The sequence below is a fragment of the Elusimicrobiota bacterium genome, assembly GCA_016722575.1.
GTDB lineage: Bacteria > Elusimicrobiota > Elusimicrobia > FEN-1173 > FEN-1173 > JADKIY01.
In genome coordinates, this window is the sequence record JADKIY010000006.1 from 259,578 (window position 1) to 280,363 (window position 20,786).

A 20,786-nucleotide genomic window follows, 5' to 3' on the forward strand; every position below is an offset into this window, starting at 1 on the left:
GGACCCTTCCATGAAACACGACGTCAAAGACCTCCGCCTCGCGGCGGACGGCGAAAACCGGATCACCTGGGCCGAGCGGGAAATGCCCGTCTTGCGCCTCATCAAGGCGCGCTTCAAGAAGGAACGGCCGCTCAAGGGCGTCCGGCTCTCGGCCTGCCTGCACGTCACGACCGAAACCGCCAACCTGGCGATCACCTTAAAGGAAGGCGGCGCGGACGTGGTTCTTTGCGCCTCCAACCCGCTCTCGACCCAGGACGACGTGGCCGCCGCCCTGGTTAAAAAGCACGGCATCCGGACCTACGCCATCAAAGGCGAGGACAACAAAACCTATTACAAGCACATCAACGCCGCCCTGGACCACCGCCCCCAGATCACCATGGACGACGGGGCCGACGTGGTCGGCGTGCTCCACAAGGAGCGCCCCGAGCAACTGCCCGAAGTGATCGGCGGCACCGAAGAGACCACCACCGGCGTCGTCCGCCTGCGGGCCATGGAAAAAGACGGCGTCTTGGAATACCCGATCGTCGCCGTCAACGACGCCTTGACCAAGCACATGTTCGACAACCGCTACGGCACGGGCCAGTCGACCTTGGACGGCATTTTGCGCGCCACCAACGTGCTTTTCGCGGGCAAAAACATCGTCGTCTCCGGCTACGGCTGGTGCGGCCGCGGCGTGGCCAGCCGGGCCCACGGCCTGGGCGGCCACGTGATCGTGACCGAAGTGGACCCCTTCCGCGCTTTGGAAGCCGTGATGGACGGCTTCGCCGTGATGCCCATGGACAAGGCCGCCGCCGTGGGCGACGTGTTCATCACCGTGACCGGCGACATCGGCGTCCTTCGGGCGGAACATTTCAAGAAAATGAAGGACGGGGCCATTCTCGCCAACTCCGGCCACTTCAACGTGGAAATCGACATCCCGGCCCTGGCCAAAATGGCCAAAACGAAGCGGGAAGCCCGTCCCTTTGTGGACGAATACACCCTGCCCGGCGGACGCCGGATCCACGTCCTGGGCGAAGGCCGCTTGATCAACCTCGCCGCCGCCGAAGGCCACCCGGCCAGCGTCATGGACATGTCCTTCGCCAACCAGGCCCTCTGCGCCGAATACATGGTGAAAAACGCCAAGGGGCTGGCCAAGAAAGTCCACAGCGTGCCGGTCGAGATCGACCGGGAAATCGCCCGCTTGAAACTGGCCGGCATGGGCGTGCGCATCGACCGTCTGACGCCGGAGCAGGTGAAATACCTGGCCTCCTGGCAAGAAGGCACTTGATTTAACCGATTGTCTCCGATATCCTTGACGGATATCGGCCGGCCGGGTCGCCCCGCGCCGGAATTCCCCCGGGAGGAAACAAGTCTATGAAACCAGGACGATGGTCCATCGCCGTTCCCTTGGCGCTGCTGGTCGCGGGCGCGGGTTGCAAAAACGACAATCTGTTCACGGGGCTCCACCGCCAAGGCACCGGGGACACCGCCGGTTTGGTGTCCGACGGCGTGGCGGCCCTCTCCCGGGGGGACTACGCGGCGGCCGAACGTTATTTTGAAGACGCCCTGGTTCAAGACCCCTCCAACTCCGACGCCCTCTACGGCGCGGCCGCGGCCCGCATGGGCAACGGCGGCCTGGACATCGGCCAATTGCTGGCGAATCTTCTCACCCAGGGAACCCCCGGCGGCGCGCCGGCCCTCTCCGACGGCTTGGCCGTGGCCGCCCGCGGCGCTCCCGCTCAGGCTCCCGCCCCCGGCCAGAGCATTCTCGCCAACATCGACATCAACGCCTTGGATTCGGCTCTGGAAGTCGCCATCTGCTACCTCCAGCGCATCCAGCTGGGTTACTCCGACGGTAAAATTCCACCCAACGACGTGAACCTCCTGGTCAATCTGGGCCTTTGCCGACTTCTGCGGGCCGCGACGCGCCCGCTGAAAGACGGTCTGGTGGATATTCAAAAGATCAACAGCGGCCAGGATTTTGGCTACGCCGTGGTCGCGGGAACCCCGTTCAGCGGGGGTCAATGCGCCGTCCTGTTGAATTCCTTTCAGGACGCGGTGTGGGGATACCAGGCCTTGAACACCGCTTCGGTTCAGGTCCTGAATCAACAGGTCGGGGACACGCTCTTCGACTTGAAAGTGGACGTCCGATCCCTCTACACGACCTACAAAAATTCGATCGCCGCGACGACCGGCTGCGACTTGTCTTCCTTGAACGACAACCCCGACGTGGTTCCGGCCCCCGTTTCCGCCGGCAACTGCCTCTAAGGCCTCTCCCATGAAAGCGAGACTCTCCATGAAAAAGTTCTCCCTGTCGGTGGCGATGCTGGCGGCGGCGCTGTCCGCCGGGGCGGTGGAACAACCGACCCAGATCCGCGGCGCCCGGGCCCTGGGCATGGGCGACGCCTTCACGGCGGTGGCCGACGATCAAAACGTCTTCTTCTACAACCCGGCCGGTTCCGTCCAGCGGACGGGGTCTTTGGCGACGCTTCTGGATATTCCCGTCACGTTGAGCGAGGATTTCGTCCGCTTCGGAAAATTCGTGAGCGACAACGAGACGGATCTAAAGAACTTCACCGACTTGCCGCCCGCCCGCCAGGCGGAATTGGCCAATAAAATCAACACCACCCTGGTTAAATTGCGGCCCACCTTCGGGCTGGGTCTTCCGAACACGAGCTACCTTTCGGGCCCCACCGCCAATCACTGGCATTGGGGCTGGGGCCTCTTTGCCCAGGCCGGCGGCCGCCTGGGGTTCAATCCCTCGGTTCTGGTGCCCTCCCTTTATTACGACATCAACGTGGACGTCGCGCCCATGCTCAACATCGCCAAGGGCTGGGACGGCGCGCTGTTCCTCCCGGGCCGCCTCGGCCTGGGCGTCAACGTGAAGTACCTCCGGCGCGGTTCGGCTTCGGATCCCAACGTTTCGGTCCTCCAGTTGGACGATTACAAGGCGCCGCCTTTGCAAATGGGAAGCGGACTGGGCTTGGACGCGGGATTGCTCTACCGTCCAACGGACCGCTGGAATCTCGGCGTGACCTTGATGGACGCGGGCGGCACGCAGTTGGATTTTGATTCCCTGGACGCCAAGGACGGTTTCGCCGCGAAATCGGCCCGGGTGTCGGGCATCCGCCAGCGTTTGAACGTGGGCTTGGCCTGGACGCCCGCGCGCCTGGGCATCGGCCCCATCGGGATCCCCACGGGCGATCGCTTGCTCCTGGCCGTGGATTTCCGGGACATCGCCAACGCCGACAGCAAAACCTTCTTCGACGGCGGCGTGATCGCCGACAGCGCGGGCAAACACATTCATTTCGGCGCCGAATACCGCTGGTGGTTCCTCCGCCTCCGGGGCGGCGCCAACCAGGGCTATTCGACCGTCGGCGGCGGGCTGGACCTTCCGCTCCTCAAGATCGACTACGCCTATTACTCCGACGAAGTCGGCGCCTTCGCGGGCAATTTGAAGCACTCGGCCCACACCCTCTCCCTGGCCCTCCGTTTCGGCACGGGCTCGACCGAAGGCCGTGAACGCCTGACGCACAAGCCGGCGCCAAAATCCGACGAAACCCCGGCGCCGTCCGCCCCCGCGACCGACGAGCAGGCCAAACCTGAATAAGACCGCGATATCACGATTGAACGGAAAAGAATCCTCGGCCTTCGGGCTGAGGATTCTTTTTTGGCTGGCGCTGATGGGCTTGGCCGTTTCCGCCGGGGCCGTGCCGCCGCTCCCGGGGGGCCATCGGCCCGGGGACCGGCCCACCTGCCGTGTCAACGGCGAAGCCCTTGGGAGCCGGGTGGCCTCCCTTCGGGCCCAGGCCCGGGGCGCCGCGCCCCTGGCGCCGCCCAGCCCCCTGAACCCCAGCGTCTACGTCCTCCGGGTGGATTTTTCCGGTACGGCCATGGCGGCTTCCCTGGCCACGACGCGTAACTTCTTTCAGCAAGTTCAGGACTACTACGTGGAGAACTCCTACGGCGTGTTCGTCCCCACCTTCACCGTGAGCCCCGTGGTCTACACCCTGGGACACACGATGGCCTATTACGGGGCCAACAGCGGCGCCCTGTGTTCGGGGGGCAACGACGTGACCTGCGGCGTGGGGGAACTGTTCGCCGATGCCACGACGGCGGCCGCCGCCGTCGACTTCAGTCCCTACGACCACATCATGATTTACCACGCCGGGGCGGGAGAAGAATCCAACCCATCCTTTGATCAGAATTTGTGGTCCCTTTACATGCCCGATTCAAATGTTCTCGACGGGCACAATTTTCAGGGATTCACGCTGGTGCCGGAATCGGAGAGCGGCCTCGCCGATCCCCTCGGCGTCATCTGCCACGAATACGGTCACCAGCTCGGTTTGCCCGATCTATACGACACTTCCACGGGGCTGGCCACCATCGGGACCTGGGATTTGATGGACTATCCCTGGGCGGGGACGCCGCAAGGATCGAATCCCCCGCATTTGGGCGCTTGGTGTAAAAAGTTCCTGGGGTTTGGGGTGGTTCAGCCTTCGTCCACGGGAACCGTGACTTTTTTTCCAGTGGAAACGAACAACACCGGGGTTCACGAACTCTACGCCACGGGCCAGGAATATTTTCTCGCCGAATATCGATCGAAAACAGCCGGCACCTTCGACGCGGCCTTGCCCCAGGCGGCGGGGGGCTTGGCTCTCTGGCACGTGGACGACGCCGTGGCCTTGAACGGAACGGTGCTTTCAAACAACAACGTTAACGCCCCCGGTTTAAACGGTTTCGGCCACCGGGGCGTGGATTTGGTGGAAGCCGACGGGGTGGAGGCCAATCCCGACGGCGGGGATTTGGGGAACAACAACGCGTGGGACAACGGCCAAACGGCGACCTCGCCCCAGACGGACCTGTTTAACGGCCAGGCCTCGAGCCTCGCGATTTCCAACATCGCGGGCGTGGGCGGCGGGTCGGTGCAGGCGACGATTTCCTTTTTCCTGGCGGCGTCGGAAGTTTCGGTGGGCAAAGTGCGCGGCTATCCCAACCCGGCCGGAGGCGGCTATCCCGCCCGCGCCGGTTCTTCGGCGGGGACCTTGGCGACCCTTCGCTTCGAGCTCACCCGGCCGGTGTCCGCCCGCGCCATGCAATTGGACATTTATGCCCTGGACGGCGGCCGCGTGCGTTCCATCGGCGGTTCGGGATTTCGTTTTCGGGAGGATATTTCCGAGAATTTTAACTGGATTTACGAGTTTGATTGGGACGGGAAAAACGAATCCGGCGACGACGTGGGGTCCGGCGTGTATCTGATCCACCTGGACGCCGACGGCCACACGGTCAACGGCAAGCTCGCCGTCGAGCGTTGACCCGGATAATTCAGCGATCCGGTATTGGGCTAAATAACTCTGTTTCGATTGTTCCCCGGTGGCAATTGCGTCGCCCCGGCGAAGGCCGGGGTCCAGGGTTTGAAATCGTTTCTGGAACGTCGATTTTAATGACTGGGTCCCGGCCTTCGCCGGGACGACGAGGGAAACGGCCAAGCGTTTAGAACGGACGAGGGGAAGCGACGAAAGTTTTAAGTTGGTCTCGATGGGATTTGGCATCGGATCGTCGCCCCGGCGAAGGCCGGGGTCCAGGGTTTGAAATTGTTCCTTGAGCGCCGGTTCCAATGACTGGGTCCCGGCCTTCGCCGGGACGACGAGAAAAACATTCAGGCTTTAAGAACGCCCGAAGGGAAGCGGTCAAATATTTAGCTTAATCCAAAGACTTCATCTTCCAGTAATACCGAAGCCCCACCGTCAAGAAAACCAGGTTGGCCAGCCAGGCCCCCAGAAAGGGCGGGCACCAGTCTTTTTGCCCCAGAGCGTGCCCCACCTGCATGAGCCCGAAATAACCGAAGGCCACCGCCAAGGCCAGCGCGACCGCCCGCACCTTGCCGCCCCGCTTGTTGAACGAAAACGGGATGCCGATCAAGAGGACGATGAAATTGGCCCAGGGGAAAGCCGTCTTCATGTGCAGTTCCACCTGGAGTTTTTGGGTGGGAATTCCCAGAACCTTCAGGCGATCGATGTGTTGCTTGAGGTCGTGCCGGTTCATCTCTTCCGTGTCGGGTTCCTGGGGCACGAGGTCCGAGGCTTTTTCCCGGCGGCCGATCCAGCGCGTCGCAAAAACGCTCTGTCGTTCGAGGGCCCGGCCGTCGGGGGAGAAGCGGCGCTCGAAACCGTCGATCAACTTCCATCCCCGGTCGGTCCAGACCGCGTTCCGCGCCTGCCATTGGACGCGGGGTTGATCGCCGTGGGTGACGTCCACCACCACGTCCTTCAGGGTTTGGCGGTCGGTGTCCAGGAGGCCGATGGAATAGAAAACGCCTTTGCCCGCCACGGTGACGTCCTCGAACTTCGTCGGTCGGAAGGACGTTAAATGGCGAACGTCGGCGTTCCAAAGCGCCTTCGCTTGGCGGCTGGCCCAGGGGTTGACGGCTTCGCCCACGCCCCAGGAGAAGACGCTTAACACCAGGCCGGTCACCAGGAGGGGGGCGGTGAGTTGCCAGGGGTGGATTCCCCCGGAGAGCGCGGCCGTGATTTCCATCCGCCGGGAGAGTTGCCCCAGGGCGAAGAGGGCCGCCAGGAGGGCCGACACGGGCAGGAGTTCCTGGCTGCGCAGGGGCCAGACGGCGATCAAATATTGAACCACCACGCCCACCGTGGCCTTGCCGGCGATGAATTTGTCCAGGCGTTCCATCATTTCGGCCATGAGGACCAGAATCGTCAGCGCCCCGTAGCTGAAGAGGAGGGGGCGCAAAAACATCGAGAGGACGTATCGGTGAAGGCGGGTCACCGGGTCAACCGCCGACGGAAAAGCTCGGCCCCCACCGCCAAGGCCGTCAGGTTGCCCACCCACAGGGCCGGCGCGGCGGGCCATTTGCCTTTTTCGGCCACGTTCAAACCCATAACCAACAAAAGGTAATAGAGGAAAAGGACGCCCATGGCGGCCCCGAACCCCACGCCGCGTCCGCCCCGCTCCAGGGTCATGCCCAGGGGAATGCCCACCAGCGCCAAGCACAGGGGCGCGAAAGCCAGGGCGTAGCGAAGGTGCATTTCCGCTTCGATGTCGCTGGTGGCGACGCGCCGGGCGCGGCGCCGTTGAATTTCCTTTAAAAGGCCCGGCGTCGTGTATTCCCGCCAACCCCGGTCCCGGGTGTTTAAGGCGCCCTGGAAAGGGACGTTCACGGTGTAATGCTGGAAATCCACGTGGGAAAAATCCGTGGCCTCGCCCCGGGAGAAGCGCTCGATTTGCCCTTCCTCCAGCCGGAGGGAGAGCTGTCGGTTGGTGACCTCCGCGGTGCCTCGGTCGGCGTAAATGCGTTGGGAATAGCCCGGGAACAGTCGGTAAATCCACACGTTGGTCAGATTTTTTCGGTCTTTGGAGACGTCTCCGGCAAACAGGCGTACGTTCTGGACGCTCAGAAACCGGCGGGGTTCGATTTGGATCAAGGGGTCCGTTGTGGCGATGCGGTGGTAGAGGCTTCGAAACCGGTCCATGGCCGTCGGCGTCAAGTGGGTGTTGAACGGCAAAAGCACCAGGGACACCAGGGCCGCGACCGCCAGGGGCGGCCAAAGGATTTGCCGGAAGGAGAGGCCCGAGGCCCGCAGGGCCAGGATTTCGTTGTCCTCCGACAAGCGGCCGAAGGTCAGAAGGCAGGCCAGCAACAGGGCCATGGGCACGCTCAAGCTCAGAATGGTCGGGAAGAAGAGTAAGAAGATTTGGGCCGACGTCCAAAGCGAAACGCCTTTGTTGATCAGCAGATCGAGGAGGTCGAAAAGCTTATCCAACAAAAGGACGCCGGAAAAAATGGACAGCCCAAAGAAGAAAGGGGGAAGGAACTGGCCAGTGAGATAGCGCGCCAGGATCACCCGTTGATTATATAATTTCGGCGTCCGAAGTCGACCGGAACAGGTTGATTTTTCAATTGAAATCGCTCGTTTGGCGGTTTATGCTTGTAGGGCTCGAAATGTCTTGGTTAAAACGTTGCTTAGAAATAGAATGATCCCCATGCGCACCACGATCTCTCGGACCGCCGGGTTCCGGGCCGCCCGATTTTTCTGGCTGGCCGGGGCCTTGTCGTTGGGGCTGGGCGCGTCGGCGTGGGCGGATTTTCGGTTGACCGACAAAGACCCCGCCGAAGAACTGGGCGGCGAACCGACCCTCGAGGAACCCGACCTCCCGGAAACCCCGGACCCCCTTCCCTACCGCAACGACCTGTGGAACCGGGCGCGAACCGCCATTGAAGACGCCGAAAAGCCCCCGGCCCCCGCCGCGCCGGTCAAACCCGCCGCGGCGACCACGGAGCCGGCCCCGGGCATCTCCTTCGATCTCCCCTACGAATCGGGCCTGTCCATTTCCGGCCGGAAACTGATCGCCTTCCGCATGGAGCAGACCCGCCGCCGAAGCGCCAAGCGGGCGGCGGAGCTGGGCGTTCCCGCCGCCCAAAACGACGTGGAAATGAAGCAGGAACTGCAAGTCCGCATCAAGGGCAAGGTGGGGCGGAAGATCACCGTCAACGTGGATTTCGACGACACCAAAGACGACAAGCGGGACATTTCCGTCGTCTATCAGGGGGACCCCGGGGAATTCGTCCAGGAGGCGGCCTTCGGCGACATCACGCTCTCCCTTCCCTCCACGGAATTCGTGTCCTACTCCAAACAGCTCTTCGGCGTGCGGACCAAGTTGCAGTACAAGAACGCCTCCCTCATGGCAATCGGCAGCCGTACCAAGGGCACGACCGAAACCCGCCGGTTCAACGGCGCCACCAAATTCGAGCGCCGCTTGATCCGCGACGTGGATTTCATCAAGAAGCAATATTACTCCATCGCCTTCACCACCCGAACCATCGTGCCGCAATCCGAGGAAGTGTGGCGGGACGACCGCGTCCCCTCCAACGACAACCCGCCCCTCACCCAGACCCTCATCGTGGAAGACGCCGTCGTGCCCCTGGCCAATTTCACGGGCCAATTCGACCGGTTGAAGCCCGGGGACGACTACACGGTGGACTACCGGCGGGGTCTGATTCAATTCAAGCGCCGGGTCGACGACAACGCGGTCCTGGCCGTGGACTTCACTTTCACCGACGGCACGAAACTGTCGGACCTGAACACCCCCGGCCGCCTGAAACTCATCAAAACCGCCGGGGACCAGCCCATCATCTCCCCCATCGACCCCGCGGAAACCGGCTATCAACGGGAACTGAAAACTTTTTACTCCCTGGGCAACATCAAAATCGTCCGGGACAACGGCCGGGGCAATTTCATCCTCCGCACCGTGGACGCGAACCAGAACGACAAAGTGGTCCTGATCAGCACGGCCGTCAACGCCGTCGCCGACGCCGGCACGCTCACCTACCCCCGCAGTTTGGAGGTGGATTTCGATTTGGGCGTTTTCAACGTGGCCTTGTCCTCGGTGGTGTTCGACGCCCAGCTCTACGGACCCTCGCCGACCTCCAATTTCAGCTTCCTGTCCGAATACCGCTACCGCTTGAAGGACTACCAGGTGCGCCCCAACATCGTCTTCGGCAGCGAGCGCGTGACGGTGAACGGGCGGCCCATGAAAAACGAAATCGACTATTTCATGGACTACGGCACGGGATTGTTACAGTTCTTCAACGAGGACGAACTGGACGAATCCAGCCAGATCGAAGTCACCTACGAATACGCCCCCTTCGGCGGCCAGCTCGGGCAGACCCTGGTCGGGTCCCGGGCCGAGCTGGACATCGTTCCGGGGCGGTTCAAAGTCGGGTCGACCTTCCTGTACACCTTCGCTCCCAAAACGGATCTGATCCCCGACGTGCGCTCCACGCCCAACAGCCTGATGGTGCTGGAATTGGACGGCCGGGTGACGGACGTGGAGGTGCCCTTCGTGCCGCTCAAGTTCACCCTGGCGGGGGAGGCGGCCCAGTCCCGGGAAAACCCCAACCTCTTCGGCAAGGCCCTGGTGGATTCCATGGAGGGCATCCGGCAGGAGGACGGCGCCGTGCTGGATCTGGACTTTTGGCAATTGGCCTCGCCGCCGTCCCTCTTGAACGGCGGCGTTTACGGCGAAGCCACGCGGCCCACCGCGCTGTCGGTGGGCGACGAGCAGTTCAAACTGCGGGACATCGTGAACAACTCCGTCGATATCCCGGAGAACGAAAGCCTTCGCGTCCTGCGCGTGGACTACAACCTGTTGCGGAAACCCGGCGGGGGGCCCTTCGACGAGGAAGAGGCCTCCCTGATCCAATCCATCTCCAAAGCCGGACGGGATTTCTCCAAGAAGGCGTATATCGATTTGTGGGTGGAGGGCGCCGGGGCCGCGGGGACCAACGTGGATTTGGACGTGGACGCCGGGTCCCTGAACGAGGACGCCGATTTGGACAACACCCGCGACCGGGAGGATTTGAACGACGACGGCACTTTGAACAGCGGCGAGGACATCGGGTTCGCCTATGATTTTCAGTCGACGACCTACCGTCAAGGCGGGGGGAACGGACGGCTGGACTCCGAGGACTTGGACGGGGACGGGGCGCTCCAGGCGACCGACCGCAAACCCTTCGCGGGTCCGCTCTTTCGACTGTCCAACGGGATTGCGGCCGTGGACCGAAACGGCGTGAGTTCGACCATCAACGATTTGGGATTCACCGGTTGGCGGTTTTTGCGGATCCCCCTGAACACGACGCTTGGCGATTTCCATTCCATCCGTCAGGTTCGCCTCACCCTGCGGGGGTTGGAATCGGCCCCCGGCGTGGCCCGGGCCGGCACGGTGCGCTTCGGGAAGGTCGCCTTCGTGGGGAACACCTGGGAGTCGGCGACCGTGGCGGGGGGGGCGACCATGGACGTGGCCGCCGTGAACAATCTCGACAACCCGGATTATCATTCGCTGATCGGCGATCCGTCCTACAACGACATTTACGGGGACCAGGCCTCCAACCGCACCCGGGAACAGGCCCTGCAAATGTCCTTCACCCTGCCCGCCGGCTCCACCGCCACGACCCGGTCGGTCTACGGCTTGGCCCGGGATTTCTCCCACCACCGGACCTTGAATTTCTTTTACCAGGTGCCCCAGGGCCAGCCGACCGGCGAAACCCTGTTGGTGCAAATGGGGTCGGAGACCGACTACTTCCAGTGGGCCCTGCCCTTGTCCGCGGGGAACGTCAACCGCTGGACCATGGAAAGTTTGCGCTTGGTGGACGTGAACAACGACGGCACCCCCGATTTGCCCCAGTCGGACACCCCCGGGGCCCAGGTGAGCATCGTGGGCCTGCCCTCCCTGGCCCGGATCGGGCAATTGAAAATCGGCGTGGCGAACAATACCGGCGGATCGATCACGAGCAAAGTGTGGGTGAACGAAATTCACGTTTCGGGCTCCCGGAAGAAAATCGGCGACGCCCGGCGCTTCGCCGCCGACGGCAATTGGGAGGGGTGGGGAAACTTCGGCGGCGTGTTCCGAAGCGTGGACCGGAACTTTCAAACGCTCACCTCGCCCATCGTCAACCAGGACCGGGAGGAAAGCTCGGCGTACGCCAATTTAACGCGGTGGAAATACGTGCCCTTGAGCGGCACGGTGTCCCGGTCCAAAACCCTGACGCCGGCGGCCCTCCGCACCGGGGATTCCACGCTGGTGTCCGTGTTGTCCGAAGGCCGGGAGGAAACGATCAACAGCAAGGCCAACGGGCAGTTCTTGTTCCCGTCCTGGCCGGCCATCGCCTACAGCGCGGAACGGAGCATCACCGAATCCACGGACCGGGAGGAGCGGCGGGACCGGAACACCTACTCCGGTTCGGTGGATTACGTGGTGCCGATCCGGCCGGACCTGGTGCCCGGCCAAAAGTTCGCCTTCCGGCCCCTGCCCGAAACCGTTTTCGTGAAGTACACGCGAACCAACTACTTTTTGTCCTTTTTCCCGGAGCGCAAAGAGCGCCAGGTGACCTCCTCCACGGACACCACCGTCCAGCAAAGCGCGATTTTCTCCAACGCCCGGACCTCGGAATTCACCGACGATTGGACGGGCCGCCTGGGGTTCACCCCCTGGGACGGGCTGACCTTGACCCCGACTTACGGGCAAAAACAGGTGACCGAGCACCGGCGGTTCGACGACGGCGACCTGGCCTTCGCCCCGCTCTTCACGGCCACCAAGGATTACAACAAGTCCTTCACGCAAACCCACGGGCTTTCCGGTTCCTGGCGCATGTTCCGTTGGCTGGAACCGCGGCTGACCTACAATTTCACCGGGACGGAAACCAACGGACTGCCCACGGCCTCGTCCCCGACGGCGGCGGCCGCCAAAACCCTGGACCGCTCCGGCACCGGGGATTTGTTCGTGTCCCTGGCGCCGCGCGACCTCCTGCCCAACACCAAGATCTTCCGCACGCTGAACATCGACAACAGTTTCCGGATTGAAAGCGCCGACACCTACGAAAACGTGTCCAACGCCTTCCGCGACTGGCGGAAATTGCAGGTCCTGCGGCTGGGGAAAATCAACCGGAAAGACGGCCGGGCCATGTACGGCCTCCTGACCCCCCTGGAATTCAGCGACGCGTCGACGCGGCGCAAACAGCTGACCGCCCGGAACACCTCCCGGTTTTCCGCCAACTGGACGCCGTTGGACTGGATCCCGGCGCCGCTCCGCCTCCAGCCGCTTAAAACCTTGAACCTCACGGGCACCTACACCAACACCGACGAGCACACGGAAAACACGGAAACCCTGCGGGACGTGAACACGGTCAGCTGGCCGGACGTCCTGGTCACCCTGCGGGACACGGAAAAATTCATGGGACTGGAAAAATGGATGAGCGGCTCCCAGATCAATCTGCGGTCCAACCGGAAGCGGTCGGAAACCTTCAACGAGGAATTGTCCGACAGCAAAACCAACGGCGGCGATTACCGCCTGACGCTGTTCGCCCGCTACGACTGCTTCCTGAGTTATTCCCGGACCGACAGTTTCGTCCGGGATCTCCGCACGGGGGTGCTCAAGACCGACACCCTGGGGTTGAACCATTCTTATCAAGTGGGGGCCAAATACGGTTCCTGGCGCGTGACGCCGAGCGCCACCTTCCGGTTGGATCATTCCGTGGACGGGACCGGTCGCGCCCTGCAGGATTTGGACACCCAGACCTATTCCGTCCTGGGCCGCTTCGACCGGTCCTACCCCTCGGGGTTCCGCTTCCCCTTCACCAAGAAGGTCTTCGGCAACGTCAATCGATTGACCGTGGACGTGAAAACCACCTTCGAGCGGCGCGCCTCGAGCCTCAATTTTGAGCGGGACAACACGGACACCTACTCGGCCGAGGCCACCGGGGAGTGGGAAATCTCCCGGAACTTCCGGCTGTCCTTCGGCGGCAAAACCTCCGTCGTGAACAACCGGGCGAAACCCGAGGACGGGCTCATGACCCTGGAACTCAACAGCCAGCTGGTGATTCAATTCTGACCCTGGCGGCCGTCGCGCGTCGGGCGGTCGCGGGGGGGCTGGGCTTTCTCTTTCCCCGGACCTGCGGGGTCTGCGGGCGGGATTTGCCCTCGGAGGCCGATCCCCTGTGCGCCCTCTGCGTGGGCGCTTTCCCCCGATGGGAGGGTTTTTCCTGCCGGGTCTGCGGGATCCCCCTGCCGGACGGCGGGGCCCGGTGCGACGTGTGCCGGCGGTCGCGGCGGTCCTTCCGGTTTTGCCGGAGCGGGGGGTTGTACGACGGGCCGTTGCGGGACGCCTTGCTTCGGTTCAAATACGGCGCCCGGGAGGCGTTGGGGCGGCCCCTGGGTCAATGGCTGGCGCTTCGTTGGCGGGAACGGCCGGAATTGGGGAAAGTGGACGCGGTGACCGCGGTGCCTCTGCACTTCCTCCGCCGCCACGCCCGGGGCTACAACCAATCGGAACTGTTGGCCCTGTCCTTTTGCGCCGCCGCCGGGTTGCCCTACCTGGAGGTCCTGCGCCGGGCCCGTTGGACCAAACCCCAGACGCGCCTGGGCCGGGACGCCCGCCGGGAAAACGTCGCCCAGGCCTTTCGGGTGGTGTTGCCCGAATCCGTGGCGGGGAAGAAAATTTTATTGATCGACGATGTCTGCACCACCGGCGCCACCCTGGACGCCGCCGCGGCGGCCCTCCGCCGCGCGGGGGCCCGCTGGGTCGCCGCCCTCACCGCCGCCCGCCAAACCTAGTTTTCTTTTTTCCGGAAAAAGGGGGGGGGGGGGGGGGGGGGGGGGGGGGGGGGGGGGGGGGGGGGGGGGGGGCCGGGGGGCCCGCCGCGGGGGGGGCCCCAAAAAACAAACAGCGGCCGCCGCCCCCGGCCCCCCAAAGGCCTTTTCGGTATTCTTGCCTGCCGTTAGGGGGTTCGGGGCCCCTTAAGGCGGTTCGAGCACGACGTTTTGGCGGCTGTGGTGCGGTCCGTTGTGGGACGCCCACAAGTCGGGCGTCGGCCCTGAGGAAGAATTCGACTTTATTCGCGTCGGCAACGCCGATAGGCTTTTGAGGCGTGCCGGTCCCGTTTTGGCGGCGGTAGCCGACAGGGAACCGTCCCGCCCGACTAAGATATCCGGAGTCGGGGCAGCACCGACGATTGATATCAAAGTAGGGCGGTGCCGGGGCCGGGGTGTGGCCCACGTGAGGGCCACCGCCCCGCCCTTACTATTTGTTCCAAATTGTCGGGGCAGCACCGACAATTGATATCGAAGTAAGGCGGTGCCGGCCAAAACGGCGCGCGCAGGCCGACCGGGGCGCGATTTTGGGGTGCAGGGGCCCTTATTGCGCGCCCAAAAAGGGCCCTTGCCCGGGGGCGGGCCGGGGAGGCCCGCGACGTAAGGCCTTATTCTGATTTCGAAGTTGTTCGGTGAATTTCCTAGGGAAGATGTTTTTGAAAATCGTTTCTCGGAAAAAACATTAAATCCTAAATATTAATCCCAATGAGTCCCAGGCGCTCCGCCCTGGACCCGGGATACTTTTCTTTGGACGCCCAAAGAAAAGTATCCAAAAGAAAGTCGCCCCCGACGGCTTGCGCGCGAACTTTTTGCCGGGCCTGCGGAACTCGCCCCGTCAAAGGCCAGTGACGGGGCTCAAACAGTCCTCGGCCACCGCGGCGGCAAAAAGTTCGTGCTCAAACCGCCGCAAGGGGGCCCCGGAAACACTTAATAGAAAATATTAAAACCAGCAGTGGCGGGGGATTTTAAAGACGGGAAAAGGCGATAGGATTACGGATCAATAAACTACTTCGGGCGGCGGTGTTTTAGGGCGGCGAAGACGCCTTTGAAGAAATCGCGCCAGCCGATTTTCTTGCCTTCCTCCACGCGGCGCGGTTTGTAGTGGATGGGCACTTCCGTCGGGAAGACGCCTCGGGCGGCCAGCTTCACGCAGATCTCGGCTTCCATCTCGAACCCCCGGGCTTCCAGGGCCAGCCCGCGGAAGAGGTCCGTTTCGATCAGTTTGTAGCAGGTGTAGGTGTCGGTGTAGCGGGCGCCGGTCAGGCCGTTGATCCAGGCGGTGATGAGGCGGTTGCCCCAGAGGAAACGGCGGTAGAGGTTGGGGTTGGGGCGGAGGAAGCGGGAGCCGAAAACGGCCCGGGCGTTGTCCCGCCGGGCGACGTCCAAGAGGCCCCGGTAATCCAAGGGGTCGTATTCCAAATCGGCGTCTTGAATGGCCGTGAAGCGGCCCCGAGCCTTGGCCAGGGCGGTTCGAATGGCCGCGCCCTTGCCGGCGTTGGCGGCGTGAAAAAGAACCAGGGTGTTCGCGGGGCGCAGGTGTTCCAGCTTTTCCCGGGTGCCGTCGGTGGAACCGTCGTCCACGACGATGATTTCGTGGGGTTCGGGGAAGCCGTTCAAGGCCTCGAGCACGGATTCAATGCTTCGGATTTCGTTGTAGGCGGGAACCAGAAAGGACAACGACGGGGGCCCCGAAGGGCGCTGGTCGTGAACGACGCGGGGTTCGCTGACCGGAAGCGTCACGCGGTCAATGGCCCTGGAGACGGGAAGCGTTGGGGGGAGGGGTTTCGATCATTTGCCTTATGCACACCGTGCGCGGGGGGGGACTTGAACCCCCAATGCCTTTCGGCATACGCACCTCAAGCGTACGTGTCTGCCAATTTCACCACCCGCGCACGGTGGGCACAAGACAAAAATCGGTTTACTTCTTGGTCGAAGCGGGCGCCGGGGCGGCCGGGGCCGGGGCGGCTTCGGCCGCCGTGGGCGCCGCGACGGGCGGCAACACCAAATTCTGGGTCACGCTGCGGGTGCCGCGGCGGGCCGCGTAAAACGTCAGAAGGAGCGAGGTGGTGAAAAAGGCCACCGCGAAACCCGTCGTCACCTTGCGGATGAAGGAGGAACCCGACGGGGCGGAAAAGAGCGCGTCGCCGCCGCCCCCGCCCATGAGGCCGGCGAAACCCGCCCCCTTGCCGGACTGGAGCAAGACCACCAAAATCACCAACACGCAGACGACGACGTGGATCGAAAGGACGATGCTGTAAATCATGGGGTCTCCTGGGCCTACCGGGACAAGGCGGTCACGCCCGGAAGTTCCTTGCCTTCAAGGAATTCGAGGGAGGCGCCGCCGCCCGTGGAAATGTGCGAAATTTTGTCCGCCAACCCGGTGGACTGGACGGCCGCCACGCTGTCGCCGCCGCCCACCACCACGATGCAGCCTTTGGTGGCCGCGTCGGCCGCCAGGGCCGCGACTTTGCGCGTGCCCGCCGCGTAACGGTCCACTTCGAAAATGCCCATGGGGCCGTTCCAGAAAATCGTCTTGGCCGAGGCGATGGGGCCGGCCACGGCCAGCAGGGTTTTGGGGCCGACGTCCACGCCCAATTCGTCGTCGGCGATGGCCGCGCCCGCCGTGTCGTGGGCCGAGGCCGGGTTGTCGATGCTTTTGACCGCCACGTGGTCCAGGGGCAACAACACGTTCGCGCCCCGGGCGGCGGCTTTTTTCAACAGGTCTTTGGCCAGGTCCACTTTGTCGGGCTCGACCAGGGATTTGCCCGTGGCCACGCCCTGGGCCCTTAAAAAAGTGTAGGCCATGGCCCCGCCGATCACCAGCGAGTCCACTTTCTCGATCAATTTGTCCAACACGTCGATTTTGTCCGACACCTTGGCGCCGCCGACGATGGCCACGAAGGGCTTCGCGGGGTTTTCCTTGATGCGGCCCAAATATTCCAATTCTTTCAAAAGCAGAAGGCCCGCCGCGCTGGGCAGGAGCGCCGGAACGCCCGCCGTGCTGGCGTGGGCCCGGTGGACGGCCCCGAAGGCGTCCTGGACGAACAGCTCGCCCAGGCCCGCCAGCTTCTGGGCGAAGGCGGGATCGTTCTTCTCTTCTTCGGGGTGAAAGCGAAGGTTCTCCAGCAACAACACGTCGCCGTTTTTGAGCGTGCGGGCCGCTTCCTCGGCCTGGGCCCCGATACAGTCGGCCACGAAGGCCACGGGCTTCTTGATCAATTGGCTGAGGTGCTGGGCCACGGGGGCCAGGCTGTATTTCGGGTTCGGCGCGCCCTTGGGGCGGCCCAGGTGGGAAATGAGGATCACCCGGGCGCCGTTTTGGATCAAATAGTTTAAAGTGGGCAGGGAGGCCCGCACGCGGGTGTCGTCCGTCACGGCGTTCTTGTCCATGGGGACGTTGTAATCCACGCGCACCAAAACACGTTTGCCGCTGACGGCCAGATCTTTGATCGATTTTATGCGATTCACGACAGAACTCCTGGAAAGGGATTCCGGAAAGTTCATATGATAGCGGATTCATGAAAAACTGTAAAGAATTTCCTCTTTTGGACCGTCTGAAGTCCCACCGGGGGGCCCTGACGGTGCTTTTTTTATTCACCGTCGCGGCCTTCGCCGGGGGGCTTCGGGGGGGATTTCTAAATTTTGACGACAACACGCTTCTCGTCGAAAACCCCAATGGGCGGGGTTTCGGCGGGGCGTCGATCCTTTGGATGTTCACCACCTTTCACATGGGGCATTACATGCCCCTGACGTGGCTGTCCTACGCCCTGGACCACGCGCTGTGGGGAATGAACCCCGTCGGCTACCACGCCGTCAATTTGTTTTTCCACTTTTTAAACGTCGCCCTTTTTTATCTTCTGGCCCGTCGCGTTTTTGACCGCGTTCCCGGCGTACCCCGGCCCGCCCCGGGCGGTTGGGACGGGCCCGCCCTGTCGGCGGCTCTTCTCTATGCCGTTCATCCGCTCCGGGTGGAGTCCGTGGTCTGGATCACCGAGCGCCGGGACGTACTTTCGGGGTTTTTCCTTTTGCTGACCCTTTTGGCCTACTGGGAGGCGGCTCCCCGGGGGGAAAAACTCGGGCGGCGGGTCGTGCCTCTCTTCGCCTTGTCCCTTTTGTGCAAAGCCTGGGGAATTACCCTGCCCGTGGTCCTGATCCTTATTGATCGTTTCCTATTAAACCGTTGGTCCTGGGCCTGGGAGAAGAAAAAAGGACCCCTCTGGGGCCTGGCGGCCGCCGGGGCCGTTCTCGCGGCCGCGGCCCAATCCTCCTCCAACGCCGTGGGTTCGGCGTTTTCCGCGGGCGGGATCCTCCGCTCCGTTTGGCAGGCCGCCCAGGGCCTCTGGTATTACCCCCTGGCCCACCTTTGGCCCCTGAACCTGAGCCCCGTAAACGATTTCCCCGTGGGGGGCGCCTGGGGGAGGGGGGCGGCGGCGCTGGGGGGCGCGATCGTTCTCTCGGTTTTCCTGTGGCGGTCCCGCCGACGGCGTCCGTTTTTGGCGGCGGGGCTGGCGGCCTACGCCGTGCTGGTCGCGCCGGTTTTGGGCTTTTTCCAAAGCGGGTTTCAATTCGTGGCCGATCGGTACACGTACGTGTCCGCCTGGCCCCTGGTGCTGTTGGCGGCGGGCGGCGCCTGGCGGTGGGCGGCCCGGGAAAGCCGACGGCGGGAAATCCTGTGGGCCCTCCTGGGAATTGCGGCGCTTCTTTTGACGGCCCTTTCCAGCCGCTACGCCCGGGCCTGGACCGACGGCGAATCTCTTTGGACCTGGGCGGTCGCGGCCCGGCCCGAATCCTACACCGCCCAGGCCGGCCTGGGGTCCTATTGGATTCAGCGGGGTCAACCGGAAAAAGCCCTGCCCTGCTTCGAGCGGAGCGTGGAGCTGAACCCGCGGTTCGCCGAGGGGTACTTAAAGGAAGGCGAAGCTTTGGAATTGTTGGGGCGGAAGTCCGAAACGCCGCCGCTCTACGAAAGGGCCCGGGCCCTCAACCCCGGTTGGTCGGAGCCCTATTTGAAATTGGGCGACGCCTACCGGGAATCCGGGGACCTGTACCGGGCGGAGTCCCTGTTCCGCGCCGCCGCGAATTTACGGAAGGGGAACGCCGAAATCCTCTGCCGTCTGGGCGTGACGCTGATGGCTCAGGGAAAATGGGCCGAAGCCCGGGGGCCCCTCCTACAGGCGGTGCGGGCCAACCCCGGCGATCCCCACGCCTTCAACGACCTGGGCATCGTCCATTCCAACCTGGGGGACCCGGTCTCGGCGGAAAAATCGTTCCTTCGGGCCATCGAGCGGTCGCCGGATTTCGCGGAGGCCCGGGTGAACTACGGATTTTTACTGTTGCGGACGGGACGGACGGAGGACGCCGAGGGGCAATTCCGAAAGGCGTTGGAAGAGAAAAAAGATTTTCCCGAAGCCCTGGCGGGCCTGGGGTACTGCGAGATGGCCAAGGGCCACGGGCCCGAATCGAAAGCCCTGTTGGAGAAAAGCCGCCGGCTTAAACCCGCCCTGCCCCAACGGGGGAAGTGAGGCGGGCCGAAATCATTTTTTCATGGCGGCCCCGCACTTGGGGCACTTGAGGGCGCTGGGGCGGAACCCCGGTTTGGGGGGAACGTCCGCGCCGCAGGACGGACAATGAAGGACGTTGCTGCCCGATTTCACGGGACCCTTGGCTTCCACGTTCCAGCCCCCGCTCGCGGCGGCGGACCCTTTATCGGCTTTGATCGGATTTTGAGCGTTGCGTGCCGGCATAATTCCTCCATCGAAAAGTGGATCGTTGATCCCCGGGGAAAACCCCTCTGCCCGTCCGCCGCGTCGATCCAGCCAAAGTTCAGCGGCGCCCCTGATCCCATAGAATAGACGAACCCTCCGGAGAATTCAAGGGTTATTCGTTCCGTGGTCGATTTTTGGTGAAAAGTCGCGCCTTTCTATACTTGACAAAATTGTAAGGTATCGTATAATAAATATGACAAGACAGTCATATTATGACCGAGGGTCGGCGCCCACCCGGCCGTCTTCTCGGCCCATGGGCCGGCCCACTTCCGCTCGACCCATTTCAACGATTTTACGAGGCCCTGGACGAGGCCGTTTCGAGACGGACGAAGAACTTTCCGTTCGATCGAGATTCAGACGCGGGAATAACTTAGGGGGATTTATGCGAGTCACGGCCATGCAGGAATACGGACTGCGCTGTATGTTGCAGTTGGCGACCCACAATTCGGACGTGCCCCTGGCCGTCCGGGAGATCGCCAAACGGGAGCGCCTCACCCCCGTTTACGTCGAGAAAATATTGGTGAACCTCCGCCGCGCCGGGCTGGTCAAAAGCGTGCGCGGCGTCAACGGCGGCTACGCCCTCACCAAGCCCTCCCGGGAGATCAGCGTGGGCATCGTGCTCTCCTCCCTGGGCCAGGTGGATTTGAGCCACAACCTCTGCTCCCGCTTCACCGGCGATTCCGCCGCCTGCGTGCACCAGGGGGACTGCAGCATCCGCCCCATCTGGGGCCTGCTCACCCGCTACATCTACGGATTTCTGGAAAAGATCAACCTCGAACAGTTGTTGCAGGACGAAGCCCACGTCATCCAAGACGTGGACAAGCTGGGCGCCAAGCCGCAGTCCCTGTCGGCGGCGTTGAGGACCCGCTAGGAGTTTACG

General features: G+C 63.2%; 14 protein-coding genes and 1 tRNA gene. 8 read left to right on the forward strand and 7 right to left on the reverse strand.

The window, feature by feature from the left end:
- The first annotated feature begins 10 nt into the window (after positions 1–10).
- The 4 genes from IPP68_11045 (at position 11) to IPP68_11060 (ending at position 5,294) form a co-directional block, all read left to right on the forward strand.
- Positions 11–1,267: an adenosylhomocysteinase gene (locus tag IPP68_11045; protein MBL0350892.1), complete on the forward strand. Its 1,257-nt coding sequence runs from the start codon at positions 11–13 to the stop codon at positions 1,265–1,267.
- Between the two features lie 86 nt (positions 1,268–1,353).
- A complete protein-coding gene (locus IPP68_11050; protein MBL0350893.1) occupies positions 1,354–2,247 on the forward strand; it encodes a hypothetical protein in 894 nt (297 codons plus the stop codon).
- Positions 2,248–2,275: 28 nt separating this feature from the next.
- Complete coding sequence (locus tag IPP68_11055; GenBank protein ID MBL0350894.1) at positions 2,276–3,589, forward strand: hypothetical protein; 1,314 nt, start codon at positions 2,276–2,278, stop codon at positions 3,587–3,589.
- A 16-nt stretch (positions 3,590–3,605) separates the two neighbouring features.
- Positions 3,606–5,294, forward strand: a complete 1,689-nt coding sequence (locus tag IPP68_11060) for a M6 family metalloprotease domain-containing protein (GenBank protein MBL0350895.1) — start codon at positions 3,606–3,608, stop codon at positions 5,292–5,294.
- A gap of 388 nt (positions 5,295–5,682) precedes the next feature.
- On the opposite strand, the gene IPP68_11065 is transcribed toward IPP68_11060, so the two are convergent.
- Positions 5,683–6,765: an LptF/LptG family permease gene (locus IPP68_11065; GenBank protein MBL0350896.1), complete on the reverse strand. Its 1,083-nt coding sequence runs from the start codon at positions 6,763–6,765 to the stop codon at positions 5,683–5,685.
- Positions 6,762–7,841 carry an LptF/LptG family permease gene (locus IPP68_11070; protein MBL0350897.1) on the reverse strand — a complete coding sequence of 360 codons (1,080 nt, stop codon included), beginning with the start codon at positions 7,839–7,841 and terminating at the stop codon, positions 6,762–6,764. The genes IPP68_11065 and IPP68_11070 overlap by 4 nt, the downstream gene beginning before the upstream one ends.
- A gap of 139 nt (positions 7,842–7,980) precedes the next feature.
- On the opposite strand from IPP68_11070, the gene IPP68_11075 reads away from it, so the two are divergent.
- Positions 7,981–13,383 carry a hypothetical protein gene (locus IPP68_11075; protein ID MBL0350898.1) on the forward strand — a complete coding sequence of 1,801 codons (5,403 nt, stop codon included), beginning with the start codon at positions 7,981–7,983 and terminating at the stop codon, positions 13,381–13,383.
- A gap of 83 nt (positions 13,384–13,466) precedes the next feature.
- Positions 13,467–14,105: a ComF family protein gene (locus tag IPP68_11080; GenBank protein ID MBL0350899.1), complete on the forward strand. Its 639-nt coding sequence runs from the start codon at positions 13,467–13,469 to the stop codon at positions 14,103–14,105.
- Positions 14,106–15,146: 1,041 nt separating this feature from the next.
- Here IPP68_11080 and IPP68_11085 read toward each other — a convergent pair.
- From IPP68_11085 to IPP68_11100, 4 genes are all read right to left on the reverse strand, one after another.
- Entirely contained in the window at positions 15,147–15,881 is a 735-nt protein-coding gene (locus IPP68_11085) for a glycosyltransferase family 2 protein (protein MBL0350900.1), read from the reverse strand.
- A gap of 69 nt (positions 15,882–15,950) precedes the next feature.
- A tRNA-Leu gene (locus IPP68_11090) sits at positions 15,951–16,033 on the reverse strand.
- Between the two features lie 26 nt (positions 16,034–16,059).
- Entirely contained in the window at positions 16,060–16,404 is a 345-nt protein-coding gene (secG, locus tag IPP68_11095; GenBank protein ID MBL0350901.1) for a preprotein translocase subunit SecG, read from the reverse strand.
- Between the two features lie 14 nt (positions 16,405–16,418).
- Positions 16,419–17,609: a phosphoglycerate kinase gene (locus IPP68_11100; protein ID MBL0350902.1), complete on the reverse strand. Its 1,191-nt coding sequence runs from the start codon at positions 17,607–17,609 to the stop codon at positions 16,419–16,421.
- A 50-nt stretch (positions 17,610–17,659) separates the two neighbouring features.
- Between IPP68_11100 and IPP68_11105 the strand changes: the two genes are divergently transcribed.
- Positions 17,660–19,663: a tetratricopeptide repeat protein gene (locus IPP68_11105; GenBank protein MBL0350903.1), complete on the forward strand. Its 2,004-nt coding sequence runs from the start codon at positions 17,660–17,662 to the stop codon at positions 19,661–19,663.
- Between the two features lie 12 nt (positions 19,664–19,675).
- On the opposite strand, the gene IPP68_11110 is transcribed toward IPP68_11105, so the two are convergent.
- Complete coding sequence (locus IPP68_11110) at positions 19,676–19,885, reverse strand: hypothetical protein (GenBank protein MBL0350904.1); 210 nt, start codon at positions 19,883–19,885, stop codon at positions 19,676–19,678.
- Between the two features lie 403 nt (positions 19,886–20,288).
- Here IPP68_11110 and IPP68_11115 point away from each other — a divergent pair, with 403 nt between their 5' ends.
- Positions 20,289–20,777 carry an Rrf2 family transcriptional regulator gene (locus IPP68_11115; protein MBL0350905.1) on the forward strand — a complete coding sequence of 163 codons (489 nt, stop codon included), beginning with the start codon at positions 20,289–20,291 and terminating at the stop codon, positions 20,775–20,777.
- Positions 20,778–20,786: the final 9 nt, after the last annotated feature.